General features: G+C 61.3%; 24 protein-coding genes. 10 read left to right on the top strand and 14 right to left on the bottom strand.

What is annotated here, in order from left to right; all coding sequences use genetic code 11:
• Positions 1–115: 115 nt before the first annotated feature.
• Positions 116–1,432, top strand: coding sequence for a malate synthase AceB (gene aceB, locus C450_RS06785; protein WP_005041865.1), 1,317 nt, complete (start codon positions 116–118; stop codon positions 1,430–1,432).
• Between the two features lie 56 nt (positions 1,433–1,488).
• Here the strand turns inward: aceB and C450_RS06780 are convergent, their stop codons facing one another.
• Entirely contained in the window at positions 1,489–1,752 is a 264-nt protein-coding gene (locus C450_RS06780; RefSeq protein WP_005041863.1) for a MarR family transcriptional regulator, read from the bottom strand.
• Between the two features lie 313 nt (positions 1,753–2,065).
• Between C450_RS06780 and C450_RS06775 the strand changes: the two genes are divergently transcribed.
• Entirely contained in the window at positions 2,066–2,623 is a 558-nt protein-coding gene (locus C450_RS06775) for an SCP2 sterol-binding domain-containing protein (RefSeq protein ID WP_005041861.1), read from the top strand.
• 442 nt (positions 2,624–3,065) lie between these two features.
• On the opposite strand, the gene C450_RS06770 is transcribed toward C450_RS06775, so the two are convergent.
• From C450_RS06770 to rnhA, 3 genes are all read right to left on the bottom strand, one after another.
• Positions 3,066–5,027 carry an archaea-specific SMC-related protein gene (locus C450_RS06770; protein ID WP_005041859.1) on the bottom strand — a complete coding sequence of 654 codons (1,962 nt, stop codon included), beginning with the start codon at positions 5,025–5,027 and terminating at the stop codon, positions 3,066–3,068.
• A gap of 815 nt (positions 5,028–5,842) precedes the next feature.
• Complete coding sequence (locus C450_RS06765) at positions 5,843–6,403, bottom strand: DUF7108 family protein (protein WP_005041858.1); 561 nt, start codon at positions 6,401–6,403, stop codon at positions 5,843–5,845.
• On the bottom strand, positions 6,396–6,989 hold the full coding sequence (gene rnhA / locus C450_RS06760; RefSeq protein ID WP_005041856.1) for a ribonuclease HI: 594 nt from the start codon (positions 6,987–6,989) through the stop codon (positions 6,396–6,398). Before rnhA ends, C450_RS06765 begins: the two co-directional genes overlap by 8 nt.
• A gap of 136 nt (positions 6,990–7,125) precedes the next feature.
• Here rnhA and C450_RS06755 point away from each other — a divergent pair, with 136 nt between their 5' ends.
• The 6 genes from C450_RS06755 to C450_RS06730 all read left to right on the top strand — a co-directional run bounded on the left by C450_RS06755 (position 7,126) and on the right by C450_RS06730 (position 12,947).
• Positions 7,126–8,103 (top strand): transcription initiation factor IIB, encoded by a 978-nt coding sequence (locus tag C450_RS06755; RefSeq protein WP_005041854.1) that lies wholly within the window; start codon positions 7,126–7,128, stop codon positions 8,101–8,103.
• A gap of 67 nt (positions 8,104–8,170) precedes the next feature.
• Positions 8,171–9,436, top strand: a complete 1,266-nt coding sequence (nreA, locus tag C450_RS06750) for a DNA repair protein NreA (RefSeq protein WP_005041853.1) — start codon at positions 8,171–8,173, stop codon at positions 9,434–9,436.
• 103 nt (positions 9,437–9,539) lie between these two features.
• Complete coding sequence (locus C450_RS06745) at positions 9,540–10,304, top strand: CPBP family intramembrane glutamic endopeptidase (RefSeq protein WP_005041851.1); 765 nt, start codon at positions 9,540–9,542, stop codon at positions 10,302–10,304.
• A gap of 197 nt (positions 10,305–10,501) precedes the next feature.
• Complete coding sequence (locus tag C450_RS06740; RefSeq protein WP_005041848.1) at positions 10,502–10,957, top strand: DoxX family protein; 456 nt, start codon at positions 10,502–10,504, stop codon at positions 10,955–10,957.
• 617 nt (positions 10,958–11,574) lie between these two features.
• A complete protein-coding gene (locus C450_RS06735) occupies positions 11,575–12,060 on the top strand; it encodes a hypothetical protein (protein WP_005041847.1) in 486 nt (161 codons plus the stop codon).
• A complete protein-coding gene (locus tag C450_RS06730; RefSeq protein ID WP_005041845.1) occupies positions 12,057–12,947 on the top strand; it encodes a hypothetical protein in 891 nt (296 codons plus the stop codon). Before C450_RS06735 ends, C450_RS06730 begins: the two co-directional genes overlap by 4 nt.
• On the opposite strand, the gene C450_RS06725 is transcribed toward C450_RS06730, so the two are convergent.
• The 4 genes from C450_RS06725 to C450_RS06710 form a co-directional block, all read right to left on the bottom strand.
• The gene (locus C450_RS06725; RefSeq protein WP_005041843.1) at positions 12,930–13,934 is read right to left on the bottom strand and encodes an AAA family ATPase; all 1,005 of its coding nucleotides are present in this window, start codon (positions 13,932–13,934) and stop codon (positions 12,930–12,932) included. The genes C450_RS06730 and C450_RS06725 overlap by 18 nt on opposite strands.
• A 7-nt stretch (positions 13,935–13,941) precedes the next feature.
• Positions 13,942–15,003, bottom strand: a complete 1,062-nt coding sequence (locus C450_RS06720) for a DUF4350 domain-containing protein (RefSeq protein WP_005041840.1) — start codon at positions 15,001–15,003, stop codon at positions 13,942–13,944.
• Complete coding sequence (locus C450_RS06715) at positions 15,003–15,278, bottom strand: hypothetical protein (RefSeq protein WP_005041837.1); 276 nt, start codon at positions 15,276–15,278, stop codon at positions 15,003–15,005. The genes C450_RS06720 and C450_RS06715 overlap by 1 nt, the downstream gene beginning before the upstream one ends.
• 98 nt (positions 15,279–15,376) lie before the next feature.
• Positions 15,377–16,801: a DUF58 domain-containing protein gene (locus C450_RS06710; protein WP_005041835.1), complete on the bottom strand. Its 1,425-nt coding sequence runs from the start codon at positions 16,799–16,801 to the stop codon at positions 15,377–15,379.
• A gap of 213 nt (positions 16,802–17,014) precedes the next feature.
• Between C450_RS06710 and C450_RS06705 the strand changes: the two genes are divergently transcribed.
• Positions 17,015–17,992 (top strand): IS1595 family transposase, encoded by a 978-nt coding sequence (locus C450_RS06705; protein ID WP_114579650.1) that lies wholly within the window; start codon positions 17,015–17,017, stop codon positions 17,990–17,992.
• Between the two features lie 459 nt (positions 17,993–18,451).
• Here the strand turns inward: C450_RS06705 and C450_RS06700 are convergent, their stop codons facing one another.
• Both C450_RS06700 and C450_RS06695 read right to left on the bottom strand, forming a co-directional pair.
• Positions 18,452–20,950 (bottom strand): ATP-dependent DNA helicase, encoded by a 2,499-nt coding sequence (locus tag C450_RS06700; protein ID WP_005041830.1) that lies wholly within the window; start codon positions 20,948–20,950, stop codon positions 18,452–18,454.
• 115 nt (positions 20,951–21,065) lie between these two features.
• On the bottom strand, positions 21,066–21,362 hold the full coding sequence (locus C450_RS06695; protein ID WP_005041828.1) for a hypothetical protein: 297 nt from the start codon (positions 21,360–21,362) through the stop codon (positions 21,066–21,068).
• A 174-nt stretch (positions 21,363–21,536) separates the two neighbouring features.
• On the opposite strand from C450_RS06695, the gene C450_RS06690 reads away from it, so the two are divergent.
• Positions 21,537–21,746, top strand: coding sequence for a hypothetical protein (locus tag C450_RS06690; protein WP_005041826.1), 210 nt, complete (start codon positions 21,537–21,539; stop codon positions 21,744–21,746).
• A gap of 36 nt (positions 21,747–21,782) precedes the next feature.
• Here the strand turns inward: C450_RS06690 and C450_RS06685 are convergent, their stop codons facing one another.
• From C450_RS06685 to C450_RS06670, 4 genes are all read right to left on the bottom strand, one after another.
• Positions 21,783–22,754, bottom strand: a complete 972-nt coding sequence (locus C450_RS06685) for a transcription initiation factor IIB (protein ID WP_005041824.1) — start codon at positions 22,752–22,754, stop codon at positions 21,783–21,785.
• Between the two features lie 120 nt (positions 22,755–22,874).
• Positions 22,875–23,930, bottom strand: coding sequence for a transcription initiation factor IIB (locus C450_RS06680; RefSeq protein WP_005041823.1), 1,056 nt, complete (start codon positions 23,928–23,930; stop codon positions 22,875–22,877).
• 208 nt (positions 23,931–24,138) lie between these two features.
• Entirely contained in the window at positions 24,139–24,414 is a 276-nt protein-coding gene (locus C450_RS06675) for a hypothetical protein (RefSeq protein ID WP_005041821.1), read from the bottom strand.
• A gap of 374 nt (positions 24,415–24,788) precedes the next feature.
• Entirely contained in the window at positions 24,789–25,358 is a 570-nt protein-coding gene (locus C450_RS06670; RefSeq protein ID WP_005041818.1) for a metal-dependent hydrolase, read from the bottom strand.
• Positions 25,359–25,942: the final 584 nt, after the last annotated feature.

The raw sequence follows: 25,942 nt of genomic DNA, 5'->3' as shown, positions 1-25,942 counted from the left end.
GAAACCTAAACGACCCTTCCGACAGACACGACACACGCTACATGAGCACAACCAACATCGAACACAGGCACAGTCAGCGAGCACAGCCCGTCAGCGACGGCATTGGAGGCAAGCGATGACCGCCCGAACCCACGACGAGCGGCTCCACGACCGGGAGTTCGTCCGCACCTTCTTCACCACGCCGACGGCGGTCGAGGGCGAGGAGGATTCGGCGAAGATGCTGCGGAGCGCAAGCGGACTCCAGGGAATGGAGGCTCCCGACGTGTGGGTGCCGGACAACGAGGACGCCACCGCCCCCTCGATGCGCGACGAGGGTGCACAAAACATCGTCGAGGTCGTCGCCGCAAACGGCGAGGAGTTCCCGAGTGAGATCCACCCGCGGATCGTCTGGCATCGCGACAGCCCCGAAACCCGGTATCAGGGGTTCCAGCACATTCTCGACATCGCCGACCCAGAGAAAGGCGCGATCGAGCATCTCGACGGGTTCGTGATCCCGGAAGTCGGCGGGATCGACGACTGGAAGAAGGCCGACGAGTTCTTCACCATCGTCGAGAACGAGCACGGTCTCGACGAAGGCAGTCTGGCGATGTCGGTGATCATCGAGAGCGGTGCGGCCGAACTCGCGATGGGCGACCTCCGCGAGGAGATGGGCAAGCCCACGAACAACCTCGAACGGCTGTTCATGCTGGTTGATGGTGAGGTCGACTACACCAAGGACATGCGCGCGATCACACCCACTGGCGATCTCCCGGCGTGGCCCGAACTCCGCCACAACACCTCCCGGGGCGCGAGCGCCGCCGGTCTCATTGCGGTCGATGGCCCCTACGACGACATCCGCGACGTCGAGGGCTACCGCGAGCGCATGACCGACAACCAGGCAAAGGGGATGCTGGGTATCTGGTCGCTCACCCCCGGCCAGGTCGTCGAAGCGAACCAAGCGCCGCTGCCGCCCGAGAGCGGGCGGTGGCTCCTCGACGACGGCACCCAGCAGGTCGATCTCGACGACCAAGGTGACGAGCAGGTCTACGGCGGTGACCGCGTGTCGCTCGAAGAGACGGGCGACGGGTACGTTCTCAGTGTCGGTGGCGACGAGCAGGAACTCGACGAGGACGAACTCCGCGAGGAACTACTCGACATGACCGCATACGTCCCGAGCATGGACGACATCGTCGACTCGATGGAGGAGTTCGAAGCCGCGCGCGACGCCGGCACCGGCGCGATCGCGATGGAACGCGCCGCAACCATCGTGATCGACGATGTCGCGATCGACATCGCTACCGACCGGATGTGGGACGAGGCCACTTATCAGGCCGCGATGACCCCCGTCAGCCTCTTCCAGGACGTCTACGAGAACCGCCCCGACCAGCACGACGACCTCGCCGACCGCTACGGCGAAAGTGTGGTCGAGCGCGCCACCGACGTCGGCAACTGAAGCCCACCTCTCCACGCTTCCCCGCCAACGATCGCGAGTTTCTGTTCCTCGCGAACTCAGTCGTCGAGTTCGGCTTCGGGCTGTGCGGTGGGGACTGCGAGCTCGTAGCGGTTCTGGCGCGCGTCGTGGATACAGACGCCCTTTTCGACGGCCTCGATCCGTTCGAGCTGATCGAGCGCGTTGCGGACGGTGCGTCCCGAGAGCCGGGAACGCTGAATGATCTCCTTTTGGGTGAGCGAGGCGTTGTGTTCGAGCACTTTGAACACGAGTTTCGCACTCGGCGAGAGGCCGTCGAGCCGCTCAGCAGTGGGATCACTCATCGTGTTTCCTACGGTCGGACGGCGAATAAACGTATCGGCTATCCGATAATTTGATGGCTGGATTATAAACTCGTCTGACTGGTTCGGAGGGCAGATCGGGTGGTTCCTCGATGGTCAGTTGGGCGCTCGACCGTTTCGTTCCGAATGGGTGACTGATCGGTGTCGTTGCCAGCCGACGACGCTGCCACCACACCGTTCTGTCGAATCAGTCCTGAAATTTCGGACGACTGTTGGTATCGCTCGTCACTGTACTCCTCGACAGTACCGTGTGGCTCATGCCAGTGGCCCGTCTCGGAGCGACCGAGAGCACACGATGACCGACGAACCCGCCGGACGATCTGCCGACCGCTCGTCCACACAGGACCACGAACCGATGGAAACACGACTGTTGGACCTCGCGGAGAAGGGGCGTCGAACCGACGGACTCGTGCGTGAGCATCCGGAGGTGCTGACGGCCGTCGTGGATGGGTTGCTTCAGATCGACACCGCCGCGTTCGTTGCCGAGCACCCCGAAGCCGCCGATCAGCTGCTGGAGCTCCTGTGGGACGGGCTGCGTATCGCAGCCGTGGAAGCCGATCTCGATGGAGTCACGGATCACGTCACCGTCAGTTTCGCGGCCGACGACTGCTCGCTGGTGGGACATCTCGACATCGACGGGGAAGCAGGAACGATCGCCAGCGGGACCGATCGAGCCACGGACAGTGACGTGACCATCTCCGGCCCGGCGGACGTGCTCGTCGGGCTGCTCGCGGGCGATGTCGATCCCAAACTGGGGTTCATGCGCGGTCGTTTCACGATCGATGGCTCGACTGAGACGGCAATGGCGCTCGTTCCGGTACTCGACAGTCTCTCGAAGCAGTTGCCAGTGTGATCGCTGCCGACTCACGCCGATACCGAACACACCGACCACGAGGGCTCCGTCGGTCGTCCCTGGTCGAATTCGATTGCACTGCGCGCGGTTACATCGAAAATTCGTTGGTGCTGAACGACATCGAGCACGTAGCGGTTCCGAATCCCTATCGGATTGAGAGATTCGTGACTGATTTCACCTGGCCCCTTCAGACAGAAAAAAGTGGATTCAGGAGAGCCACTATCCAGGAATTACCGTCCAACAATAGAGATAGATACTGTCGTATCTCGGCTTTCTAGCCGTTTAATCCGAAATAATCCGATATCGAGACGGATAGAGCAGACTGAAAGCAGAGACAACCGTGAAGAGGATTCGGTTAGTACAGATTTTTCTGTAGGCTGTCGCCTGACAGAGGAGGAGAGGGGGAACAGGGACGACTATCGTAGAGACGGCCGACTGGTGCTCAGATGTCCGTCACACGCTGGTACTCGTCGCTGAGTGCGGCAGCATCCTCGGGGAGGAGCGCCACCACGAGATACGCGGCGTACTCGCCGAAGTACTCGACCAGCGCCGCGATCCGGTCGGAGTCGAGGGCTTCGAGCGAGTCGATCACGATGAACGGCAGCGACTCGTGGAGGTCGTGGACCAGATAGCCAGCGAGCGCGAAGACGAGGCCGGTGACCTCGCGTTCGCTTTCCGAGAGGTGGCCGATCGAGTCCTCGTAGGTCGTTCCCTCGTCGGTGCTCCGGATCACGTGGAGGTCGAACACGCCGCGCTCGACTTTCCGGCGGCCTTCCCGCACTGTTTGCTCGGTGCGCTCGATCCAGATCCGCTCGATGTTCGCATAATCGAGCACGCCGAGGATGGTCTCCATGTGATCGTTGAACTCCTCGACGGCCTCGGATTCGAGCTGTTCGATCCGGGTCCGCAGGTCCGCCAGCTCGGTCTGGAGTTCCTCACGGCGTTCGGACAGCTGGTCGCGCTCGTCGAGATCGTCCTCGACGCCAGCGATCTCCTCGCGGACGTCATCGAGATCGCTTTCGAGCCGACCGAGCTCGAACTCGAGCTGGTTGGCCTCCTTGTGGTGGTCGAGTAGTTCGCTCTGTTCTTGTCCCTCCAACTCTTCGACCGCCGCCTCGCGCTCGTCGATCGTGTCTTCCAGCGTGGCGCGCTCGTCGGTGAGATCGTCGAGAGTGGCCTCGCGCTCGTCGATCTCGCGGTCGATCTCGTCGAGTTTGCGGTCGACACGTTCGCGTCGGTCACGATCGCCACGGAGGTCGTCGCGTCGGTCGGTCAGCTCGTCGAGTTCGGTGTCTAGCTCGTTGCGCTTCGAGGAGTGCTCACGCCGGAGTTCTCGAAGGCTGTCGAGAGTGTCGTCGATCGCATCGCGCTCGACCTCGCTCCCGCAGGTCCAACACACCGTGGTGTCCTCGACCAACTGATCGGTGAGCGCGTCGGCGTCGCCGCCGGTGTCGGCCCCGCCGCGGGTCTGGAGTGCGGCCTGGAGTTCGGGGTTGTCGCCGTCGAGGAGGTCCTCGTTGAACTGGAGGATGCGCTGGAGCTGGTTGATCGTGGACTCCACCGACTGCTTGTGATCGCGGAGCCGATCGATCTCGGTTTCGAGCTCGTCGAGGTCGCCCGCGGGCGTCTCGGGCAGGTCAGCCATCGTCGCCTCGAGTTCGTTGCGTTCGTCTTCGAGCGCCTGGATACTCTCGCGCTCGGTATCGATCCGGTAGCGAACGTCTTCGAGATCCGAACGCACCTCTTGGAGCTCATCGAGAGCGTCCTCGAAGGCGTTTTGCTGTTCTTTGGTGTCGTCGACAGTCTGGTCGGCGTCTTCGATCTCGGCCTCTTTGTCGTCGAGTTCCGTGCGTTTGTCCTCGATTCGGTCTTCGAGGCGTGTCTTCTCGGTTTCGAGTTCCGGGAGTCGGGAATCGAGCGAGTCCAACCGATCGAGTTCGTCGTCGAGGTTTCGCTTTTCGGCCTCCAACTGCTCGATCTCGGCTTGAATCGCGGCGGTGTCCACGGGTCGCATGATGACCTCGCGGAGGTCGTCGTCGCGTGCGACCGCCTGACGGGCCTCGTTGGATTCGAGGAGGAACCCGAACAGTTCGGCGGCCTCGGTGTCCTCGAGATAGGGATCACCATCGAAAACCACTGTACCATTGCGGCGTTCGAGCGTCCGAGTGTACGTGTCCTCACCGAGGGTGAGAGTGACTTCACCGTGGTCGGCGTCACCCTTGAGCGACACGCGCTCGCTCCCGAGTGTCGCCATCAACGCCTGCAACAGCGAGGTGCGGTTGGTGGCGTTTCGACCAGTGAGCGACGTCACACCCGGCGAGAGCGCGATCTCCGTGGTGTCGATCCCGCCGACGTTCTCGACGGATAGCTCGGCGTGATCTTCGATAGCTCGTGATTGACTCATGTTCTTCCATAGTGGAGGGCATACTAAGTTCTTGTTGCTCGTACCGTCTTTACCTGTTCCACACCACGCAATATAACAGACCTACATTCGTTACAGTAACCGCAGCGGTGTATCACCACCGACGCCAAGGACGTACTACCGGATCCCAACTGGACGATGAGAGGAAGGAAAGACCGATTCGCGGAGTCGGTGGTGGTGTTCAGGAGTTTCGCTACTCAACCACAGGACTGTCACAGTGCGTGTTCTACTGGCGACGCCGTGGTGAAAATCAGCTAAAAGTATCTACGCAATCTCTTCTGAGGTAGTCTGGGTAGTCTGGGTAGTGGAACTCTGTCTATCATTGGTTTCAATTCGTACGAAAAGCAACGATTCTTGCCGCACTAACGACATCATATTTGGTGTCTTCCCGATAGAGATGCGACGATCCTCAGTATAATCAACGAAACCAACACATCCCCGTGATAGAGAGCATGACGGAAGTTATCTGGAGTTTCTGCGATCAATAGTTAAAAATCGATATTTCCACCGTGTATTGGGAAATATTCTGCCCAAATACCATGAACCCCTACTTTATGGCGGCGGATTCCCCTTGTCGCTCAACGAGTTCAGACGAATGTGGATGGTGGGAACTTGCTTTCAGTTTGTATATTCCTGATCTGTCGGTCTTCCGTCCTTCGTGGGCGGATGTACGAGCGATACCAGAGCAACGACAGCCAGACGGAGGCTCGTGTTTGCGTCCGATCTCACGGTCGGGCGTGCAGCATTCTCGTTGATCCGATCCATCGAGAGTGTCTCGGAGCTGTGCCGTCGCAAAACTACGGCGCGGAATCGGTAGCGAAGCTGCGTGCGGCGTCGAGTGTGAGCGTGAGTGACTGCTCGACCACCGATCGCTGCTCGGCCGACGGCCACGCGTTACGGACGAAGTACTCCTCGCGGAACTCGCGGCGCTCGGTTTCGGTCGCCGTCTCGATCCGGCGGGCGTAGTGGTTGCTCATGAAATCGGCGAACGCACGGGCGTTCGCGGCATGAACGTCGCCGTGGCGTTCGGCGACGCGGGCGACCACGCGGTCGTTGTGAGCCGCGACGTGGAGCCAGTCGTCGGGATCGCCCGGGCCCGAGAGCCGGCGTTCGGCCGCACGGTCGGTGTCGTCGATTCGGTCGGTTCGAACCGTTCCATCGTCGATCCACTCGTCGGGATAACAGACGAGCACCGCGTTCGTGTCGTCCTCGCGGACCCGTGCGGTGAAGCCGTGGTCGGCGAGCACGGACGCGCGTTCCTCACGGTACGCCTCGCGCTCGGCGTCGTCGGTCGCCGCGCGCGCGAGCCGGGTCAGCCGCTCGGCCTCGTCGACGACCGCAGCGGGGAGTTCACTCATTCTCGAACGCCTCGTTGGCTCGTTCGTCCGCGCGGTCGTTCGCCTCGCGCGGGACGTGTTCGATCGACCACTCGTCGAACCCGTCGAGGAGTTCGCGAACCCGGATCCGGCGTTCGCGGAGCGCGGGTTCGTTGGTGTCCCACGCGCCGCGGACCTGCTCGACGACGAGCTGGGAGTCGCCGCGGACGTCGACCGTCTCGAAGTCGTACTCGCGCGCGACCTCGAGCACCCGGAGCAGAGCCTCGTACTCCGCGCGATTGTTGGTGGTGTCGTCGATGCGCTCGCCGCCCTCGTCGACGATCCCCTCGCTCGTAACGATGACCCACCCGATCGCTGCCGGGCCGGGGTTGCCGCGCGACGCGCCGTCGAAATAGCAGTGTGCGCGCCCGCCGGTCTCCCGGAGCAGCGCCGCGAGGCGGACGGGATCGTTCCCCTGAATCACGACCTTTCCCTCGTAGGCGACCGCGATCGCGCCGTCCCGCGCGGCACGCCAGCGTTCGTGATCGGTGTTGCCCGACTCGATCGCCACGCCCGCAGCTTCGAGCCGTTCGCGGGCGTCGTCCACATCACACTCGATGACCGGCATTCGTCGAAACTCGCCGAGTGCAGCGGATAGCGTTTCCGATCCCGGCGAGCGATCGGTACGCTCGGCCGGCGGGGAGCGACCGGTTCGCCCCCTCCCAAGGATTTATGTCCTCGTACGATACTACTATAAAAGTGCAATGACACGGTCCACTCGTCAGCGGGAGCGGCAGGCCGAGACCGAAAACGAGGCGGACGAACGGGAGGGGGAGACGGAGGGAGTTCGGAACTGTCCCGAGTGTGATTCTGAGAACTTAGTCAAGAGCGCTGATCGCGGGGAACTGGTCTGTGACGACTGTGGCCTGGTCGTCGAGGAGGAGAACATCGATCCTGGTCCGGAGTGGCGCGCGTTCAACCACGCCGAACGCCAGCAGAAGTCGCGTGTGGGCGCGCCGACCACCCAGACGATGCACGACAAGGGGCTAACGACGACCATCGACTGGAAGGACAAGGACGCGTACGGGCGATCGATCTCCTCGAAGAAACGCTCCCAGATGCATCGGCTGCGAAAGTGGCAGGAGCGCATCCGGACCAAGGACGCCGGCGAGCGAAACCTCCAGTTCGCGCTCTCGGAGATCGACCGGATGGCGAGCGCGCTCGGCGTCCCCCGCTCGGTACGGGAGGTCGCCTCAGTCATCTATCGGCGCGCGCTCTCCGACGACCTCATCCGCGGGCGCTCGATCGAGGGCGTCGCGACCTCGGCGCTGTACGCGGCCTGTCGGAAGGAGGGCATCCCCCGAAGTCTCGAAGAGATCTCCGAGGTGTCGCGCGTAAATAGGAAAGAGATCGGCCGCACGTATCGCTATATCTCTCAGGAACTCGGCCTCGAAATGCGCCCCGTCGACCCGAAAAAATACGTTCCTCGGTTCTGTTCGGAGCTCACGCTCTCCGAGGAAGTCCAGTCGAAGGCCAACGACATCATCGAGACTACCGCCGAGAAGGGCCTGCTTTCGGGGAAATCCCCGACTGGCTACGCCGCCGCCGCGATCTACGCCGCCTCCTTGCTCTGCAACGAGAAGAAGACCCAGCGCGAGGTCGCGGACGTCGCCCAAGTGACCGAGGTCACCATTCGAAATCGATATCAAGAGCAGATCGAGGCGATGGGAATTCACGGGTAGGCCTCGCACTCGAACAGTTTCGCCAGGCGGCGGGAGTTTAAACCGGTGCAGATCCTCCCTTCATCCGATGCGGCTCGACGAGTATTTCGAGGAGATCGAACGTGACGAGGCCGCAGAGCGTCGCGAACTGGTGAAGCAAAAATCCTACGCGATCACCGACTACCTCGAAGACGTCGAACACGAGTTCGACCGCCGAGTGTCCGACGACGCGCTGCTCGGCTCCACGTCGCCCACGATCTTCGTCGGTCGGTCGTCGTACCCGAACGTCTCGACGGGCGTCCTCTCGCCGGTCGGCAACGAGGAGCGCGCCGCCGACTTCGAGACCGGCGGGCACTGGTATGATCAGAACTTCTCGATCGAGGACGTCTTCCAGCACCGCACAGGATTGGTGAACTCGACCCAGCGCGCCGAGGTGGGCAACGTCGCGGACGCGTGGAACGGGTTCTTGGGTACGCAGCGCGAGGTCGCGATCGCCGATCGACCTGTGGACGTCGAAATCGGACTGGATAGCCCGCTCGACGTGGATTTCGATGTCTCTGAACAGGATGTCTCCTCGCCGACCGGGCCGCGCGCCCACGCCGAAAGCGCGACGCTGACCGAGAACCCCCACGTCCCGCGACCGGTCAAGAAGACCCTCGAAGACGACGACTGGCGCGCGGCGGGCGCGATGAACTACCTCTACAACCGAGGGTTCGACGTCTACGACATCAACACCATTCTGTCTGCGGGCGCGCTCGGCGAGGGAGACAACCGGCGGCTCGTCCCCACGCGATGGTCGATCACCGCGGTCGACGACACCGTCGGGAAGTTCCTCAGGGGCGGGCTCCGGAACGCGAGTTCGGTCGACAAGACCGAGGTGTACTACAACGAGTATCTCGGGAACAAGTTCTGGATCGTGCTCGCGCCAGGCAGCTGGGAGTTCGAGCTGGTGGAGTTCAAAGCCCCCGGTAGCGTCTGGAACCCCGATCCCGATCGAGGAATGTGGATCGCCGCCGACCGTGAGGGCTACGACGGCCGGACTTCCTATGTGGAGGAGACCGCGGGCGCGTACTACGCCGCGCGGCTCGGCGTGCTCGAGCATCTGGACGAACGCGACCGGCAGGCCTCGGTGCTCGTCTGTCGGCACGTCACGCCCGACTACTGGGGACCCACCGGTGTCTGGCAGGTGCGCGAATCCGTCAGGAACGCCTTCGGGGACGAACCGGGCACGGCCCAGTCGTTCGGGGCGGCGCTCCGGGAGCTCGCTCCCAGACTTCCGGTCTCGCTCGCGCGCCTCCGTCGGAAGTCCTCGATGGCGGCGGGCGTCCAGTCCCAGCTTGCGGAGTTCGGGTAACCTGATTTGGTCGTCGGCGTTTGGCCATCTCACCAGCAGTCGACTGCCGTGCGAACGCACTACAGTGGTGGGGTTTTTGCGTCCCGCCGTCCGACGATCAGGCATGAGCACGACGGTCGGGATGGATGGGACGTGGGGCCGGCTTCGCGCCGTCGGTGTCGGCGCGGCGATCACCGTGGCAGGCTTTCTGGTGGCGGTGCCGTTCGGCTTCGTGGTGGGGAACGCGGCTGGGCTGCTCGGCATCGAGTTCTCGCTCACTGCGGGATTCGTTCTGAGCACGATTCTCCTGCAAGGTGTCGCCTTCCCGCTGACCGCGTTCGGCTATCTCCGGCTGCGCGGGCTGTCGCTTTCGTTCGTGAAGGCACGCCTGCCGACGCTCCGTGATATCCTCTGGATCGTGAGCGGCTACGTGCTGGTGTTCGCGCTGGTGTTCGCGCTGCTGTTGATCGTCGTCAACCTCGGCGTCCCGACTGCGAGTCGAACAGACCAGGCCGCGCTCCAGGACCCGGGAACCCTGATCTGGCTCATCCCGCTCTCGCTGCTGGTGATCGGTCCGGGCGAGGAGCTCCTCTTTCGAGGAATTATCCAGGGGCGGCTCCGGGAGTCGTTCGGCCCGGTCGGGGCGGTCGTACTCGCGAGCGCGACGTTCGCCCCGGCGCACATCCTCGCGCTCACCGGATCGTACCAGGCACTCGCAGCCACGATCTCGCTGCTGTTCGTCCCCGCGCTCGTCTTCGGCGTGACCTACGAGCTCACCGACAACCTCGTCGTCCCGTCGATCATCCACGGAGCCTACAACGCGACCATCTTCGGGATCGTCTACATCGGGCTGCGCTACGGTCCAACACAGCCACCAGGGCTATTGTAACGATCTCGGTCGGGTGATGTTTCTGACGGGATAGCGTCTGTCCCACGTTGGTATCCGTTCCGACACCGAACCAAGAAGCCACGCGTTCAACAGACAAGAAACGTCCGATCGGAGTACAACAAGGTAGCTCACACACTGCCAACAACACAGGAGGATAAGAAGACAACCCTATTTTGCACTCGCTCGCAAGTCGAGGTATGGCGACGCAAAACGGAACCAGGTGGTCCGGCGAATCCGTAGGCCTGGCGTTCAGCCGACTCGCGCTGGGGATCATCTTCGTGGTGTCCGGGATCGGGAAAGTGTTTGCGATGGGGCCGAAAGCATCCGGCATCGACGCATTCGCCGGAACGCTTGCCCAGCTCGGCGTTCCGCTGCCGACCGTCGCCGCCTGGGGCATCGGAGTACTCGAACTGGTCGGTGGGGGATTGCTGTTGATCGGGCTGTTCACTCGTCTCGTCGCCGCTTTGCTTGCCGTCGATATGGCCGTGGCAACAGTCTTGGTGCACCTTCCCAACGGTTTCGTCGTGTCGGACGGTGGGTACGAATACACGCTCGTCCTCACGCTCAGCGCACTTGGCCTTGCGTTGAGTGGTCCTGGTGTGCTATCGGTTAGACGAGCCCTTGCCGGAGCGCGGTCATCCGCTTCTCAGTAAGCTACCACAATCTGAAGACCGTGGCATTAACTGTGGATTCTCACTCAGCCCGAACCAGCAGATTCGAATGTGAGCCCGTTCGTGTTCAGTAGGATGTTGTTCAAGCGCACGCCTACGGGTGCGTCTCCTTTGCCTCCTGTTTGGTTGCAAAGGTGTTTCAGCTCGATGTTCTTTGCGGCGTTGTAGTCCGTGTGATCTCTCCCTCAGCACACGAAACTGCCTCGGAATCAGGTCTCGAGACACTTCCACGCCAAAAGAACTACGAGTGTGCAACCAGCACGCACAACCGGGAGAGTCTGAGATGGTTGGGAGTGCTCACCCACAACCCTCCCTCTCTACCGGATCGTGGTAGCGAGCGCGTTTGGCGCTGCCGGCGGGCGCTGTGCCCGGGATGGCGACCCGGGAATTGACTCAGAGGCCGCAACCCACCACCGAAAGACATAGTCCCGAACGCGCCCGCCGCGAAAATCCATCATCACGGGAGTTGTTCGCAAAACAACTCCTGTTTGATAGCCTCCCGTTCAGCTACTGCAAAGGAGAAAAGATAAGGCCGGTTATCGCGATTCATCGTCGTGAAAGACTGATATCAGTCGTAATATCAACTTCTATACCACAATATGACTGTCGCTACACGACGATCCGATTTCGGCGACCACTCGACCGTTCGTAAGGTTCTCGCGACGCTCGGGACAGTCGTCGCAACCGCAGCGCTCGGTCTCGTGGTTGGGCCGGTGGGCGTTCTCGTGGCAGTCGGCATCGGGAGCGCACAGTTTCTCGTCTCGACGACGGCAGCGTTTGCGACCGGCCAGATCGTGCTTGCCGCGCTCTACCCACCCAGTGGAAGTCCCGTGGTCCTCGTCCTCGCCGAAATCGGGCTGCTCTGTGTCCTGTTCAGCAGCGCCGTCGATCACCACGACACGGGACGACTGCTCACCGCTTCGCTCGTCGCCGGTGTCGCGATCGGCGGCAGTGGCTGGCTGGCGCTTCGATCGAGCGCGACGATCTGGATCGGTGCGAGCGTGATCGTCGCCGGCACTGCGTTCGTCGCGTACGGGCTGCACCGATACGAGCGAGTGCATCTGGGGCTGGTCGAAACGCCATGAGTGAGAGCACGACACAGCAACGCCGGCCCGACGAGACGGAGACCAGCGAGGACGCAGAACTCACCGCGCGGATCGAGGTACTTCAGGAGGAAAACCAGCGCCTCCGCGAGGAGTACGCACGGGCACGCCGAACTCAGTATCGCCGAACGGCACTCGCGCTGGCGGCGGTCGGGACGATTGCGGCGCTCGGCGGCGTGTTCCTTCCCGACGCCCGAACGGTGCTGTTCGCGCTCGGCGGCACCGGACTCTTCGCGGCCGCGTTGACCCGCTATCTCACCCCGGAGCAGTTCATCGCGGCGTCGGTCGGCGAGGGTATCTACGGATCGCTCGCAAGGACCGAGACGGCACTCGTAGCGGAACTCGGGCTCCAAGACGATCGACTCTACCTTCCCGGTCCCGACACGGCGGATGGTGTCTCGGTACGACTGTTCGTGCCACAACAGGCCGACCACGAGCTTCCGAGCCCATCGGCGCTCGACTCGGTGTTCGTTCTCCCCGACGACGAGGCCGAGCGGGGCGTCGCCCTCCATCCGAGCGGTGGCCCGCTGTTCGCCGAGTTCCGCCAATCGCTGTCGGGAGCGCTCGCCGAGGAGGCCGGAACGCTCGCGGCACAGCTCGGCGACGGCCTCGTCGAACAGTTCGAGCTGGCCCGAAGCGCGACGGTCGACCGTCACGACGAGGGTGGACGGGTCACGATCGCCATCGACGGCAGCGCCTACGGCGCGGTCGACCGAATCGACCATCCCGTGGCGTCGTTTCTCGGCGTCGGGTTCGCGGTCGGACTGGACCAAGCGGTATCCGTCGATACTACGACGGCCGACGGCGATCGCGCCGACTACCTCGTGACGTGTACGTGGGAGGCACCCACGTCATTCGTCTTCGACTAAGTTCCCACCGTCGTGTACTGCCGTGCGTTCCGCCGGGGTGTGGTCGCTGCCCGGTGGTTTGACGCCGTCCTCTATCTCACCCAGCACGTCCGCGACCGAGACATCGCCCAGGGATGCGTCGGTACTCAACACCAGCCGGTGGACGAGGACCGGCTCGATCAGGCTCTTCACGTCGTCCGGGATGACGTACTCGCGGCCGTGGATAGCTGCGCGGGCTTTCGCCGTATCGAGGAAAGCGAGCGCGGCGCGCGGTGACGCGCCGTACTCGACGTTCGGGTTCTCGCGCGTCGCAGCCACGAGATCGAGCACGTACTCCTTCACCGCGTCGTCGACGTACACCTCGGCGACCACGGCACGCGCCGCGAGCAGCTCCTCGGTGGTGACGACCTGTTCGATGGCCTCGGGCCCGAGGTCGGGATCGTCGTCGAACCGATCGAGGAGCTGTCGTCCCTCGTCGCGATCGGGCAGCTCGGCCGTGAGCTTGAGCTGGAAGCGGTCGCGCTGTGCTTCCGGGAGCTCGAAGGTGCCCTCCATCTCGATCGGGTTCTGGGTCGCAATGAGCATGAACGGCTCGGGCAGGGCGAGGGTTTCACCACCGATCGTGACCTGCCGTTCCTGCATCGCCTCCAGCAGCGCGCTCTGGGTTTTCGGGGTCGCTCGGTTGATCTCGTCGGCGACGACCAGGTTCGCGAACACCGGTCCGCGCTGGAGTTCGAACTCCCCGGTCGACTCGCGGTAGACGTGCGTCCCGGTGACGTCCGCCGGCAGCACGTCGGGCGTCATCTGGATTCGAGTGTGATCCAGCCCGCTCGCCCGGGCAAACAGCCGTGCGAGGGTGGTTTTCGCGACGCCCGGCACGCCTTCGAGCAGCACGTGTCCCCGAGTCAACACGGCGATCGTGAGCCCCTCGACCAGCTCCTCCTTGCCGATGAGCACCGCATCGATCTCCGCGCTCAGCGTGGCGTGAATTTCGTCCGGGGCGGTCATCGTTGCGTTACTCATCCCGACGAGTCATAATCCCTTGTATGACACGCTCGGTCCGTTCGTCGTCCCAGTCGGGATGGCGCTCGCGAACGATCGCCGCCAGTCCCTCGGGTCGGGCAGTCAACGACTGTTCCTCGGTTGAGCCCATGCGCTCAGTAAGTCGCCCGACGATACCGGGACGACGTGTCCAGAGGCCGATGGCACCGATGGCGAGCCCCCCGAGGGCGATCTGGAGGAGGGGCGCGTCCCTGACGACTAACAGCGCGACCGACAGCGGTGGCAGTCCGCTCGCGTGTGAGTAGTCCAGCAGGACCCGCTCGTGCGCACCGAACACGGAGCGAACGAACGCGCGATTGCCAGAGCGGTCGAGCATCGTGTTGATGAACAGGCTCGGATCACCGACGACGATCACGTGCCCGTCGCCGATGGATTCGCTTGTCGCGACCGGGGCGCTCCCGATTCGATCCTGGTCGTCGAGATCGGCGTTTCGATTCGTATCTACGTAGGCCACCGCTGAGGTGCTCGCCAGCACCGTTGCCCCGTTCGGACTAACGGGCGAGCCGTGGTTGAGTGTGAGTCCGTCGACCCCCCCCATCACCGTCGCGTTCGAGATGTTGCGTGCGATCGGCAGTGCCGTCGACTGGTAGTTGTACTGCTCGTCGCGCAACAGCTGTCCGGTCACACGCGCCTGTGCGCCCACTGCATCGAGAAGCGGGTTCGTGTGCTGGCCGAAGTCCTCGGCCACGAGCAGTGTGCCTCCGTCGCGAACGAACGAGCGGAGTCGATCGGTCTCGCGTGGGCCGTAGCCGCTTTCGGGCGAGAGGACGACCGCGACCGTTCCCGTCGGCGACGCGTTCGCGTATCGATCCGTGCTCCGGACGATCTCTCCGTCGGCACCGACAGTCTCTGCCTGCTCGCGAAGCTCGGAGGCCCCGTCCCACGCGTCGTTGTACGAGCCAAACGCCGCACTCGACGTGCTTGCCGCGAGCACGATACCGACGACCGTGACGACCGTCAGCGCCACGAGCACGAGCTGTGGATAGCCGACGTCGAAGCGCTCTCGCAACCCCATCAGAGCACTCCATCCGGCAAGATCGCGAGAATCCGGCGGACGACGATGTAGCCGAAGCCGACCAATCCGACGAGGACGATCCATCGCAGCCGCGAACGCCACTCCGGTGTCACCGAAAACGGCGCGGTGAGTTCGACGACGACCAGGAAGCCGATGAGCGAGACGACGAAAAACAGCTCCAGCGAGAGCGCTCCGAGCAGCGCCAACCCGACGACGGTGGCGAGCATCCAGGCCGTCTGAGCGTAGATAAATCGTTGGCGTCGACGGGTCGCCATACACACCCGACGAGTGCCCACCACTAAAAACGCGCAGGTATCTCCCGCGGCCGTTCGGCGTTCGTGCTCGCCCATCCGCCACCTCGCTTCGGCGATCCTCACCGCGCGTTCGCCGAGCGGCTGCGCTGGCTCCCGCTTGCAAGCACTGCATCGAGTCGGTCGCGCGGGCCGATCTCGAACGCGGAGACGCGTCTGAGACGGGCGAGATCACGCCGGAACGATTCGAACTGTCGGTAGCGCTCGTAGGCGGTCTCGAGATCGACAAGCCCGCCCGGTTCGAACAGCGCCGTCGGCGTGAGGAAGACGAGCACGCGCCCGTCGCCGCGCCGAGCGAGCGAGACCGTCTCGCGGAGCTCGGCACGATTGCTATCGTCGGTGAAGATCACCGTCCAGACCGTCCCGGACACCCCTGCGAGGCTGGTGCGTGCGGTCTCGAACAACGGATCGCCCTCGATGCGCTCGACGTACGTCGAGGTCGATTCGAGATACGGGGCGAGGGTCGCCTCGAAGCTACTCCGGCCGGAGAGTTGGGTATGGCGCTTTGTGGCGGGATCGTCGCGTTCGGGTGCGACCGTGTCACCGGCGGTCGGTTCGAGCGCACGGAGTCGCCGCTTGACGTCGTCGTAGCGACCGGCCGTCGGGGGGCGGCGCTCGGTGATGCCGCTGTCGCCGACGGCGTAGTAGGCGAGCGGGTCGTCGAACTCGTCGACGTTGTCGATGAACGTCAAGGCGACCTGTCTGGCGTAGTCGAGTTTCGTCTCACCGGTTGGCCCGTCGGCCATCGTCGCGCGGTGATCGACGAGCAGTGCCGTCGTCCGATTGGTCTCGATCTCGTACTCACGGACGTGCGGTTCGTTCAGCCGTGCCGTCGCGTTCCAGTCGATGCGGTCGGCCGTGTCACCGGGGACGTACTCGCGAAGCTCGCCCGGATCGAGCCCGACGTCCCGGCGACCGCTCTGCCGCTGGCCGTACGCCGCCATGAGCTGTTCGCCACCCTCGCCGACGTGGACGTTCCGCGGTCCCTGCGGCTCGATGACGATCGATGGTGTCGGCCCACGCGACAGCTGTTCGACGAACAGTCCATCCGCATCCCCGAGCGTGAGCGTTGGCTGTGGAAGCTCGTACGAGCCGGCGACCGCCCAGTGGGCCGTCACCGTTCTGTCGGCCCGTTCGTCACCGGGCGTGATATCGAGCGTGCGCTCTTCGGCGTCCGTGCCGGTCGCACTGACCGGCAGGCCGATCTCGATATCGATCACCAGCGGGACGGGGCGGGCGAACGACGCCGCGAGTGTGACCGGCGTCTCGGTGCCCGCGACGACTCGATCCTGGGCGGGAAACTGCTCGATCGTCATCGTGTTCACCGTTTCCGAGAGCGTCCGGACGAACAGGTACTGACGGCCGAGTAGCCACGCACCGAGGCTCGCCGCACCCACCAACAACAGTGGGCGGGCGAACGCAACCGCGAGGGCGGCGAGCAGAAGGCTCGTCGCGGCGACCCCCCAGTATCGGCGCGTGACCTGCATGCCACGACGACGAACGTCCACGTAGTTGAACCTACCCCATCGCCGTCGTGATGGTGGTGCTATTGAGACCGCTCTTGCCGAGTCTGGTGAAACAGTCGCGGAGGAACTACAGCATCCCGCCGTATGCTAGTGGATGTGCACCAACAGACAGCTTTCGGNCGCTCTTGCCGAGTCTGGTGAAACAGTCGCGGAGGAACTACAGCATCCCGCCGTATGCTAGTGGATGTGCACCAACAGACAGCTTTCGGCGGGATGCTCCAGGAAGTTGTTGAGCGCCAAGCAATAGTGTTCCGCCCCGATCCGCTCGACGCCATCGTCGAGCGGCGCTGCAAGCGTGCGTGGGAGCAGGCTCCCTGTCCCAAGTGTGGAGAAACAGCTCTCCAGACTCGGGACAGCAGTCCCCGAGTCTGGTGTCGTAACTGCCGCTATAGCTTCACATACACCCGAAACACGCCGTTCGCAAACACCGGTCTTACACCCGGTGAACTCCTTCTCATCTTCATTCTCTACGCTGATACCTTGCTCAGCATCAACCAGATCGCCCAGCTATTCGATTCCTGCTACGACACAATCCATGCGCAACTCCGTGATGGGGAAGCCGCGTTCGAACGCGGCTTTCCCCTCGTCTGGGAGCGCATCCAGCACACCGTTGAGGGACCAACACAGATCGATGAAACCGGCTCGAAGTGTTCGGGCTACAAAGGTCAATCGCCGCCGCGGGATGGTCTCTCCCGCGGCGGTTCTGGGGAACCGGGCCGATCACGCTGGGAGGGAGCACCGGGCGACAAACTCACGCTCGTCGCGGCGAGCCGCGACGTGCTTCGGGTGATCTCAGCCGAAGAAGGATCAAAATACGACGAGAATCTCGGGCCAGTGATCGAGGAAGCAGGCGATCTCTCCCAGCCGCTGGGAGAGATCTGGACCGACGAACTTCCCGCGTATCAGCAGATGAACCACGAGCATCGAACCGTTGTTCACGACGATAAGTACGTCTCAGACGAAGGCGTCCACACAAATCAAGTCGAATGCCTCTGGTCGTTGATCCAGCCGTGGCTGGAGAAGTTCCGTGGTCTCTCCAAACCAGGATTGGAACAGTCCGTCCGAACCTACGGGTTCGTACGGACGTTGAACCTCGTCGGAGCACCGCTACACGGCCTCGTTGACTGCTTCGCCCTCAACGTGTTTCACTAGATTCGGCAAGAGCGNGTACGGACGTTGAACCTCGTCGGAGCACCGCTACACGGCCTCGTTGACTGCTTCGCCCTCAACGTGTTTCACTAGATTCGGCAAGAGCGGGAGATTTTGAATATAAATACCCTCCAGGCGACTATGTTGATATAGATCGGGGGGAGCTAATTAACGAGATCGTTGTCGCACCAAACGCCCCATCGCATCTCTTTCGGAGTATCAAAGACCTCGCAGAGCGGTACGACGAGTTCGATGCTTCAGATGTGAAGCCATCCTCATTGGATAGAGAGGAGCCAATCCACTAACTTTGGCAATCTCGGAATGAACGAACTGGCAACATAATGGATATCCAATAAGCTGAACGGTTCGGGTTGAGTACCGTGATGAACATAGCCTCTAAGTCTTGCACACCGATTTCAACAGGTAGCCATTCTGTAACGGTGGAAAGTACGAATATTTCGGCTAACTCTCATTCCAGAACGCTTCCAACTGCCCACCGAGATCGGTGCGCTCCACCGGCGTGTAATCCTCCCGTTCGTACTGGGGCAGATACTCGCGAACGTCGTCCCACTGATGGCGCGATGCGTACCGGCGGTCGGCAGCCACACGTACACCAACCTCGTCGTGACCGCGAATCACTCGACCGAGCGCCTGCCGTGCTTTCCGGACCGCTGGGACGGTGAAGGCGTAGTCAAACCCGTTGTTCTGGCCGAATTCGCGTTCGTAGGCGGTCTTGATTGCCTTCGGTACTGGCCCGTTGATGTTCGTGATCGGCACACCACAGACGACACACGCCGCGAGTCGATCACCGTCGTAGTCGACACCCTCGGTGAGCGTCCCCCGAAGTGAAGTGACCAGCAGTTTGTCGCCGCCAGCGAAGAACTCGTCTTTCAGCTCGTCAGTCACCTCATTGGCCGAACTCTCGTCGACGAGAATTTCTTTCCGGATACCCCCCGTCTGTCGGAGGACGCTCGCAATCCACTCACCCTCTGCATATGACGGCATCGCCACGAGGACATTTCCCGGCGTCGTCTTCGCTACGCTCTGGATGACCTCAGCGTAGTGCTCGCGGAGTGCGTCCTGGCTGGGATCGCGCCACCGACCGTCTGTCCCGCCACGGTTCTTGTAGGTGAATTTTTCGAGATCGACGGCAAACGAAGCACGATTTTCGTTCGGGAACGGCAGCCCGTAGGTCAGCTCCTGGATCGGCCGTCCTTCCGCTTCGAGTTGGCCGAGTCCCACCGAACGCTGGTAAACATCAAGCGGCTCCAGCGTTGCTGACATCAGGAGGCCGCCGCCGAATTCGCCCAGCCGGCCGGCAATTTCGGTGGCTGGCAGGCAATTGTGCATCTGAAACTGTGCGGTGTACTCTTTGTTCCACGCGAGATCCGCCGATGGATCGCGGTTGGCGCGTTGCTGAAGCTCGATCGATCGGAAATACTGCTCGTGACCGCATTCGACCCACCGCCCGAATACCTGTCCGACGGTGTCGGAGAACGTTTTCGCACACTCGAACCCTGAATGTCGATTCGAGGCTTCGCGGAGCGCTGTCGTGACTGCGGTGCCGATGTGGCTTGCATCCCGTAGGATGTTCGTGTAGCCGTTGTCGGCGACCCACTTCGAGAAGCGGTCTGGTTGCGGTGTCGTGGGACTCCGCAACGGATGCTGAATCTCGTCGGGCAGCTCCGCCATGTCTGTCCGTTCCCAGTTGGAGTCTTCGCCATCGAGCGCGTCAACGGCCTGCTCTTCGAGGAAGAACTTCGCCTCGTGGAGAAATTCGATGAACGATCGGAGGTCATCCTCACGGACGCCTTCCTCAGCGAGTGTTTGCCGGAGGATGCGGTCGACACCCGGCTGATCCTGTTCGAGGACGCGATTTTCGATCTCGGAGATAGCATTGGAGAGTGTCGAACGGGTAAGAGTATCTGAAAGCAGGTCGCGCACCCGTGGAATGAGCATATGCGCCTCGTCGCAGACGACCAGCGTCTGGTCGTCGATCAGCTCGCCGGTCATGGCGGCGAGCGTCGTCGGATCGAAGAGATGGTAGTAGTTGCCGATGAGGACCTCGGCGTTCTGGAGGCTGTCGCTCATCACGGCATGGGGACAGAGACCTGCGTTGCTGGCCTGTGCAACGAGGTCGTCGGGCGTGAGCATCCCTTCTGGTGTGTAGCCACCGTCATCCTCGTCGAACGTCTCGGCGCGATATTTCGCGTAGAATGGACAGTACGAAGTATCGCTTTGGTCGGTTTCGGGAAACTGTCGAGCGTAGGGCGATGTCCAGTCGTTGGTTGCGACGGGCTGCTGAGTAGTAGTATTGGTATTCGTGTTGTGCGAATCGAGACGTGCGTCGTTGGCGAGTTCGCGAACCGCACGCTGGCCGTCGTCAGCATATCGAGCAGCCCGGCGGACGGGTTCGCGGAGGTCCTCGCACTTACCGTAGATTACTCGATCGTCGATACGGTCCGTGTTGGTGTACGAGCAGATATCAGCCTTGCCGACCAGCGTGAGCCCGCTCACCGGCTCGATATCGCTGTCGTTGTCGCTACCGTTGCCGCTATCGTTCTCGCGATCGTCGAGCGCACGGTTGATTGCCCGGAGGTCGTCCTCGAATGCTTGGAGCTGCTGCTTGACTGGAGTAACACAGAACAACCGTTCGTAGGGGGAGTCCGGATCACGAACGAGCTGGATTCCACCACACAGGGCGACGAGTGTTTTGCCGGTCCCACAGGCCCCTTCGAGGAGGGTGTATCCTCGATCTGAGGCGGTTTCGATGACGTTCTCGATGCCATCGACCTGGGCACTGCGGGGCTGTTCGTAGGGAAAGTACGTCCGCCAGTCTGTCGCGGGGCCGTTGGACGAGTACCCTGTTTGATTTGGCGAACCCTTGCTGAGCCCAGCATGAGCCTCTTCTTTGTTGGCAGGACTGTCCGTGGTTTCTGTGCCAGCTTCTGCGTCACTCATCGATATCGATTTCGTGTATCCATCTCACTCTGGGTGTCGTTCGGATCCGCAACTCAAAGACGGGAACGGGGGTGCGTGACCGGGCGCTGAAATCGGCTGTTGGAGGGAAAATTGCTCAGTAGAGCGAGCGTGGTTCGTGCCAGTCCAGACCACTGCCATCCTGGAGCCGACTCGATTCTCCACTCATGACGTCGGTCAGGTCCGGCTGACAGCGATCGTGGTTCTCTTCGAGGATTGCATCTGGCTCGTCACGGACTGGCTGTTCCTCCTCTTCCTTGAACTCTGGAGGAATGCCATCCAGTTCGAGACCTATCTCTTCGGGGGTGGAGGGGAAGTCTTCGGCCGTGATCTCGTCTCTCAGCTCTCCTGGGTCGGGATGTTCGCGCTCGGAGTTTTCGTTATTTTCGCTCATGGGTCAAACTCCATTTACAGGTATTTCGCCATCCCATTTGAACGTTGCTCTGAACCAGTCATATTTCTAACTATCGTATACGCGGAGTTTCGAATAGTTTGAGAGAGTGGGGTGGCAAAGACTACGCCAATGCTAAAATTTACCATGATATAAAATAACACTGTGGGTGGAGCCATGAAGAGCACAGTCCACGTCGAAAAGACGGAAAGCGTCCCAGACGACGCGGCTATTTTCCATTACGACGAGCTGAATGAGGGATTCAAAGCACAGTTCCCGAAACTGATCGAAGATACCTCAGCTAAGGAGTCTGTATGTCCTGAGAGCGTGCTCTCGAACGGAGATTATGTAAAGTTCACTGACTACTACCAAGTTACCTGTCAGTGAGCAGCTGAGCTCTGCCCGGGCTGTTCGGCAGGCGAACTATGGTGTTGGCACGTCATCCTGGAATTCGAGGAGTTCCTTGTATCGATTCCGGATCGTGACCTCAGAGATATCAGCGACCTCGCCGACGGCCTTCTGTGTGACCTTCTCATTACAGAGGAGCGACCCAGCGTAGACCGCAGCGGCGGCCAGCCCGACTGGATTTTTCCCGCTCAGATAGCTCGGCTCATCCTCGCTGACTGTTTCGAGCAGCTCGCGACTTCGGCGTTCGACCTCGTCGGATCGATCGAGAGCAGACACGAATCGCGGAAGATACTCCAGTGGGTCTGCTGGCGGCAGGTTGATCTCGAGCTCGCGAGCAACATATTGGTATGTTCGTGTGATCGGGAGTTTTCCAATCCGTGACACTTCGGTGAGGGTGTCGAGTGATCGGGGGATATTGGCCTGCCGGGATGCAATATGCAGAGCGGCAGTCGAGACCCCTTCGACAGAACGGCCAGGAAGCAAGTTCTCTTCGAGCGCACGGCGGTAGATCACCCCTGCGGTCTCACGCACGGATTTTGGCAGTCCCAGTGCACTCGACATCCGCTCGATTTCACTGAGCGCTTGCTTGAGGCTGCGTTCTTTGGGATTGCGTGTCCGAAAGCGTTCGTCCCACGTTCGGAGGCGCTGCATCTGCTGGCGTTTTTGCGAACTCAGCGTGTTGCCGTAGGCGTCTTTGTCCTGCCAGCTGATCTTGGTCGAGAGGCCCTTGTCGTGCATCAGATTGGTTGTGGGCGCACCGACACGGGACTTCTCGTTGCGCTCTTTCTGCGTATGAGCTCGCCATTCTGGGCCGTGATCGATTTCGTCTTCGTCGACGACGAGTCCACACTCGCTACAGGCGCGTTCGCCATGTTCGGAGTCGTGGGTGAGCCGACCATCACACTCTGGACATGTTTCGGTCGCCTGCTCGGTCTCGGTCGTCTCGGACTCGACGGATTCGCGTTCTGTTTGGGTGATTTCGACCATAATGGGACTGTGTTCGTGCGGATCTGGATTGCTGTAATTCGTCTTACGACTCAACCACTACAAAAACGCACTGGCAGAAGGGGACAAGCACGGTCCGGAATATCGTGATACGGGGAGTGATTAGCGCTCGCGCAGCTGGGTTTGTTCGTGGAGATCGAGGAGTTCTTGATACCGATTGCGGATGGTAACTTTGGAGACACTGGCGACCTCGCTGATGGACGATTGCGTGACTTTCTCCTTACAGAGGAGCGACCCAGCGTAGACCGCAGCGGCGGCCAGTCCGACTGGGTTCTTCCCGCTGATCGCTTCTGCTGCAATGGCTATCTCAAGCAGCTCACGACTCTGTTGTTCGATTTCGGTAGACAAATCGAGCACTGAACACAGACGAGGGAGATGGTCCGTTGGATCGGGCGGCTCGATTTCGAGGCCGAGCTCGCGACTGATGTATCGATAAGTGCGTCCGATCGACTGCTTATCCATTCGGGCGACCGTGACGATGCCGTCGAGTGACCGCGCTGAGGTGGATTGTCGCGTTGCAGCGTAGAGTGCTGCCGCGGAGACGCTTTCGACCGACCGGCCAATAAGCAAATTCTCGTCGATAACCCGCCGGTAGATCACGCTTGCTGTCTCGCGGATCGATGCCGGGAGCCCAAGCGCACTCGCCATGCGGTCGATCTCGCCGAGACCGTGCCGGAGGTTGCGCTCTTGGGTGCCGTCGGTCTGTGAGCGACTGTGCCACGTTCGGAGGCGCTGCATCTTCCGGCGCTGCCGAGTCGAGAGCGGGTTCCCACGCGCGTCCTGGTCACGCCAGTCGATTTCCGTCGAGAGACCCTTGTCGTGCATGGTCGGCGTAACAGGCGATCCGACACGGGATCGTTCCTGTTGTTCCTCGGCTGAGTGGGCGGTCCACTCGGCACCAAGATCGATTTCATCTTCGTCGACGACGAGTCCACATTCAGTACAGGCACGCTCACCGTGTTCGGGGTCGTGTTCGAGTCGGCCACCACACTCCGGGCACGTATCGTAGTCGGGTTCGCGACCCGTTTCGGATTCTGCCCTGTATTCACGATCACGGTCACGAACCCGATCACGCTCGGAGGCAGTAGGCTGCTCGCACCCGTTGGATTGGTCACTCTGGGCAGGCTGATCACTTCGCTCGGATTCATCTGGTGTCATGAAAATCACGAACAAGGGCGGCCAGAGGACGCGAACTGTCTCCTGGTGTGGTGCCCTCTCACTACTCAGAGGAAGAGAAAACAGGCGAGAGGCATCCCAACACCCCGTCTTCGGAGTGTATTCGTGAAGTTTGAGGCAACCGAATCGACAGTATCTGTATCCACCCGCGTCCCAGCCCTCAGCAGGAACCGCTGCTGAATCTGTCGCGTCAAAAGGCGTCGACGAGCGAGATCGCAAGTCCATCGAAGCGCTGGACCCACTCCATATTCGCAGTTATGGCAGTCGTTTTGAACGAAACCTGTTCGGCGAGTAGTTCGAAGAATTGTTGCTCTGAGACGGTCTCGTGGCCACGCTGAGCTGCCCAAACGACATATGCGTAGTAGAGGTCGTCTCTGAGGATGCTGCCGTCCTCGTCTTCGATAACGAAATACTCGACGAACGTTTGTGCGGCGTCAATTCCGGGATTTTCGACACCCGTAGACATGTTGTGGGTAGGATTAGGTGTGCTGTAATGTTTCCGGTGAATGGTCTGATGTTCGCCAATAGTGAAACAACATCCGGGAACTCCTGGGAGAGCTACGGTATGATGACCGTGAGGGGGAGAGAAAAGCTCCCCCATGGCCGGTCAGCGAAGGCCGACAGCGGTGGCGGAAGACGGGAGGCCCGCTCTGGACTGCCGACAAGCCGAAGCGATGGGGAGAGAAGCTGACGATATCCGGAACGAGCCACTCCTCTGCCGGAGATAAACTTCGATGATGACGACTCATTTCCCAAATGAGGCTTGAATCTGGGAGCGGAAGGCTAGCGGTATCCTCCGATTCCAGTCTTGCAGGGAGAAAATGTCAAAGCGATCGTCAGTCAGAACGCTATACCGGGCGAAATTCGAGTCGCCTGTGGCTGTAGCCGAAGCAGCAGCGCCCCTCCGCTCAGCAGGATGCCGAGGGTCAGAAATCCGAAATTCCACTTTTTGTTGTTTGCGTAGCACCAACCGAACCGAACGATACGACTGCTGATCGGCCAGTATGGGGTAACTACCACTCCGTATCGTTTACTTCCAACGGTGATCACATCTCCAAGGATATGTGAGAGGATTCCAAGGGTAGCCCCGATACCGATTAGGACCGTGAATTGCTCTCGCGGAGGCACAAGATCAGCAGAGAGAATTCCTGTGAGATCAGTCCAGAATAGATCTGTAGCATACGAAGTGCCATACATCATGACTGCTCCGCAGAGTATCCCAAACAAGAGCGTGTGCGTGATGCCGCGGTGGTTGATCCCCGGGAGGAAATCGAGTTTCTGATCTTTGTCAGGAATGCCAGTGAAGATGATCATCGTTCCGGCGACAGTAACTCCGAGAGGAAGCCCCAAGGCCAAGATGACCGGAGCTGCAAAAATGAGCGTAATCCCCAGATGACCGGAGCGATGCATGATATATTGACTACGGGTACGCTCCTTTTATCTTTTCTTGGTTTCGGTAATCGCTAACCACCACGACATTTCAGAAAGCGCATGGCGTCTGCGACACACCCCGCTATCGATATGGAACCACCTACGACCTCGACGCTGAGCGGAGGAATTCAGCCGCGGTCCAGACAGCTCCAAAAACAACAAAAAGAACGCCAATTCCGAATCCTACCGGTGCAACAAAGGCGATCAGCACACCTACACTGCCCCCTCCTCCACTCACCAGGGGTGGATACAGAGTCGATGCCATGAATTGGGGCAGAACTGATGGGAAGAACTGTCCGAAGGGAGCAACGGGAAGCCACTGCTGCCACAACTCGACGACATGTGGGTCCATCGCGACACCCATTTCCCAAAACAGGGGAGTCGTCGCGGCCAAGAGAACCCCCATCAAAATCTGCCGAAACGCCTCCAGATCTGGCCCGGGTGTCGGTTTGAGGTCTTGTGGGATATCTTCAGTCGGCTGTGTTGAATCACTAGACGGCGGCAGGATGGGTCGCTAAATCAAAGGCGCTGAAGCGGGAGACTTGAGTTAGCCATGACGCAAA

The sequence above is a fragment of the Halococcus salifodinae DSM 8989 genome (genome assembly GCF_000336935.1).
Taxonomy (GTDB): domain Archaea; phylum Halobacteriota; class Halobacteria; order Halobacteriales; family Halococcaceae; genus Halococcus; species Halococcus salifodinae.
Note: the sequence above shows the minus strand (reverse complement) of the source record. Positions and strands in the feature narration are given on the sequence as shown.

Coding starts and splice junctions, on each gene's coding strand:
- aceB (WP_005041865.1), top strand. CDS start 116: ATGACCGCCCGAACCCACGACGAGCGGCTCCACGACCGGGAGTTCGTC.
- C450_RS06780 (WP_005041863.1), bottom strand. CDS start 1,752: ATGAGTGATCCCACTGCTGAGCGGCTCGACGGCCTCTCGCCGAGTGCG.
- C450_RS06775 (WP_005041861.1), top strand. CDS start 2,066: ATGACCGACGAACCCGCCGGACGATCTGCCGACCGCTCGTCCACACAG.
- C450_RS06770 (WP_005041859.1), bottom strand. CDS start 5,027: ATGAGTCAATCACGAGCTATCGAAGATCACGCCGAGCTATCCGTCGAG.
- C450_RS06765 (WP_005041858.1), bottom strand. CDS start 6,403: ATGAGTGAACTCCCCGCTGCGGTCGTCGACGAGGCCGAGCGGCTGACC.
- rnhA (WP_005041856.1), bottom strand. CDS start 6,989: ATGCCGGTCATCGAGTGTGATGTGGACGACGCCCGCGAACGGCTCGAA.
- C450_RS06755 (WP_005041854.1), top strand. CDS start 7,126: ATGACACGGTCCACTCGTCAGCGGGAGCGGCAGGCCGAGACCGAAAAC.
- nreA (WP_005041853.1), top strand. CDS start 8,171: ATGCGGCTCGACGAGTATTTCGAGGAGATCGAACGTGACGAGGCCGCA.
- C450_RS06745 (WP_005041851.1), top strand. CDS start 9,540: ATGAGCACGACGGTCGGGATGGATGGGACGTGGGGCCGGCTTCGCGCC.
- C450_RS06740 (WP_005041848.1), top strand. CDS start 10,502: ATGGCGACGCAAAACGGAACCAGGTGGTCCGGCGAATCCGTAGGCCTG.
- C450_RS06735 (WP_005041847.1), top strand. CDS start 11,575: ATGACTGTCGCTACACGACGATCCGATTTCGGCGACCACTCGACCGTT.
- C450_RS06730 (WP_005041845.1), top strand. CDS start 12,057: ATGAGTGAGAGCACGACACAGCAACGCCGGCCCGACGAGACGGAGACC.
- C450_RS06725 (WP_005041843.1), bottom strand. CDS start 13,934: ATGACCGCCCCGGACGAAATTCACGCCACGCTGAGCGCGGAGATCGAT.
- C450_RS06720 (WP_005041840.1), bottom strand. CDS start 15,003: ATGGGGTTGCGAGAGCGCTTCGACGTCGGCTATCCACAGCTCGTGCTC.
- C450_RS06715 (WP_005041837.1), bottom strand. CDS start 15,278: ATGGCGACCCGTCGACGCCAACGATTTATCTACGCTCAGACGGCCTGG.
- C450_RS06710 (WP_005041835.1), bottom strand. CDS start 16,801: ATGCAGGTCACGCGCCGATACTGGGGGGTCGCCGCGACGAGCCTTCTG.
- C450_RS06705 (WP_114579650.1), top strand. CDS start 17,015: ATGCTAGTGGATGTGCACCAACAGACAGCTTTCGGCGGGATGCTCCAG.
- C450_RS06700 (WP_005041830.1), bottom strand. CDS start 20,950: ATGAGTGACGCAGAAGCTGGCACAGAAACCACGGACAGTCCTGCCAAC.
- C450_RS06695 (WP_005041828.1), bottom strand. CDS start 21,362: ATGAGCGAAAATAACGAAAACTCCGAGCGCGAACATCCCGACCCAGGA.
- C450_RS06690 (WP_005041826.1), top strand. CDS start 21,537: ATGAAGAGCACAGTCCACGTCGAAAAGACGGAAAGCGTCCCAGACGAC.
- C450_RS06685 (WP_005041824.1), bottom strand. CDS start 22,754: ATGGTCGAAATCACCCAAACAGAACGCGAATCCGTCGAGTCCGAGACG.
- C450_RS06680 (WP_005041823.1), bottom strand. CDS start 23,930: ATGACACCAGATGAATCCGAGCGAAGTGATCAGCCTGCCCAGAGTGAC.
- C450_RS06675 (WP_005041821.1), bottom strand. CDS start 24,414: ATGTCTACGGGTGTCGAAAATCCCGGAATTGACGCCGCACAAACGTTC.
- C450_RS06670 (WP_005041818.1), bottom strand. CDS start 25,358: ATGCATCGCTCCGGTCATCTGGGGATTACGCTCATTTTTGCAGCTCCG.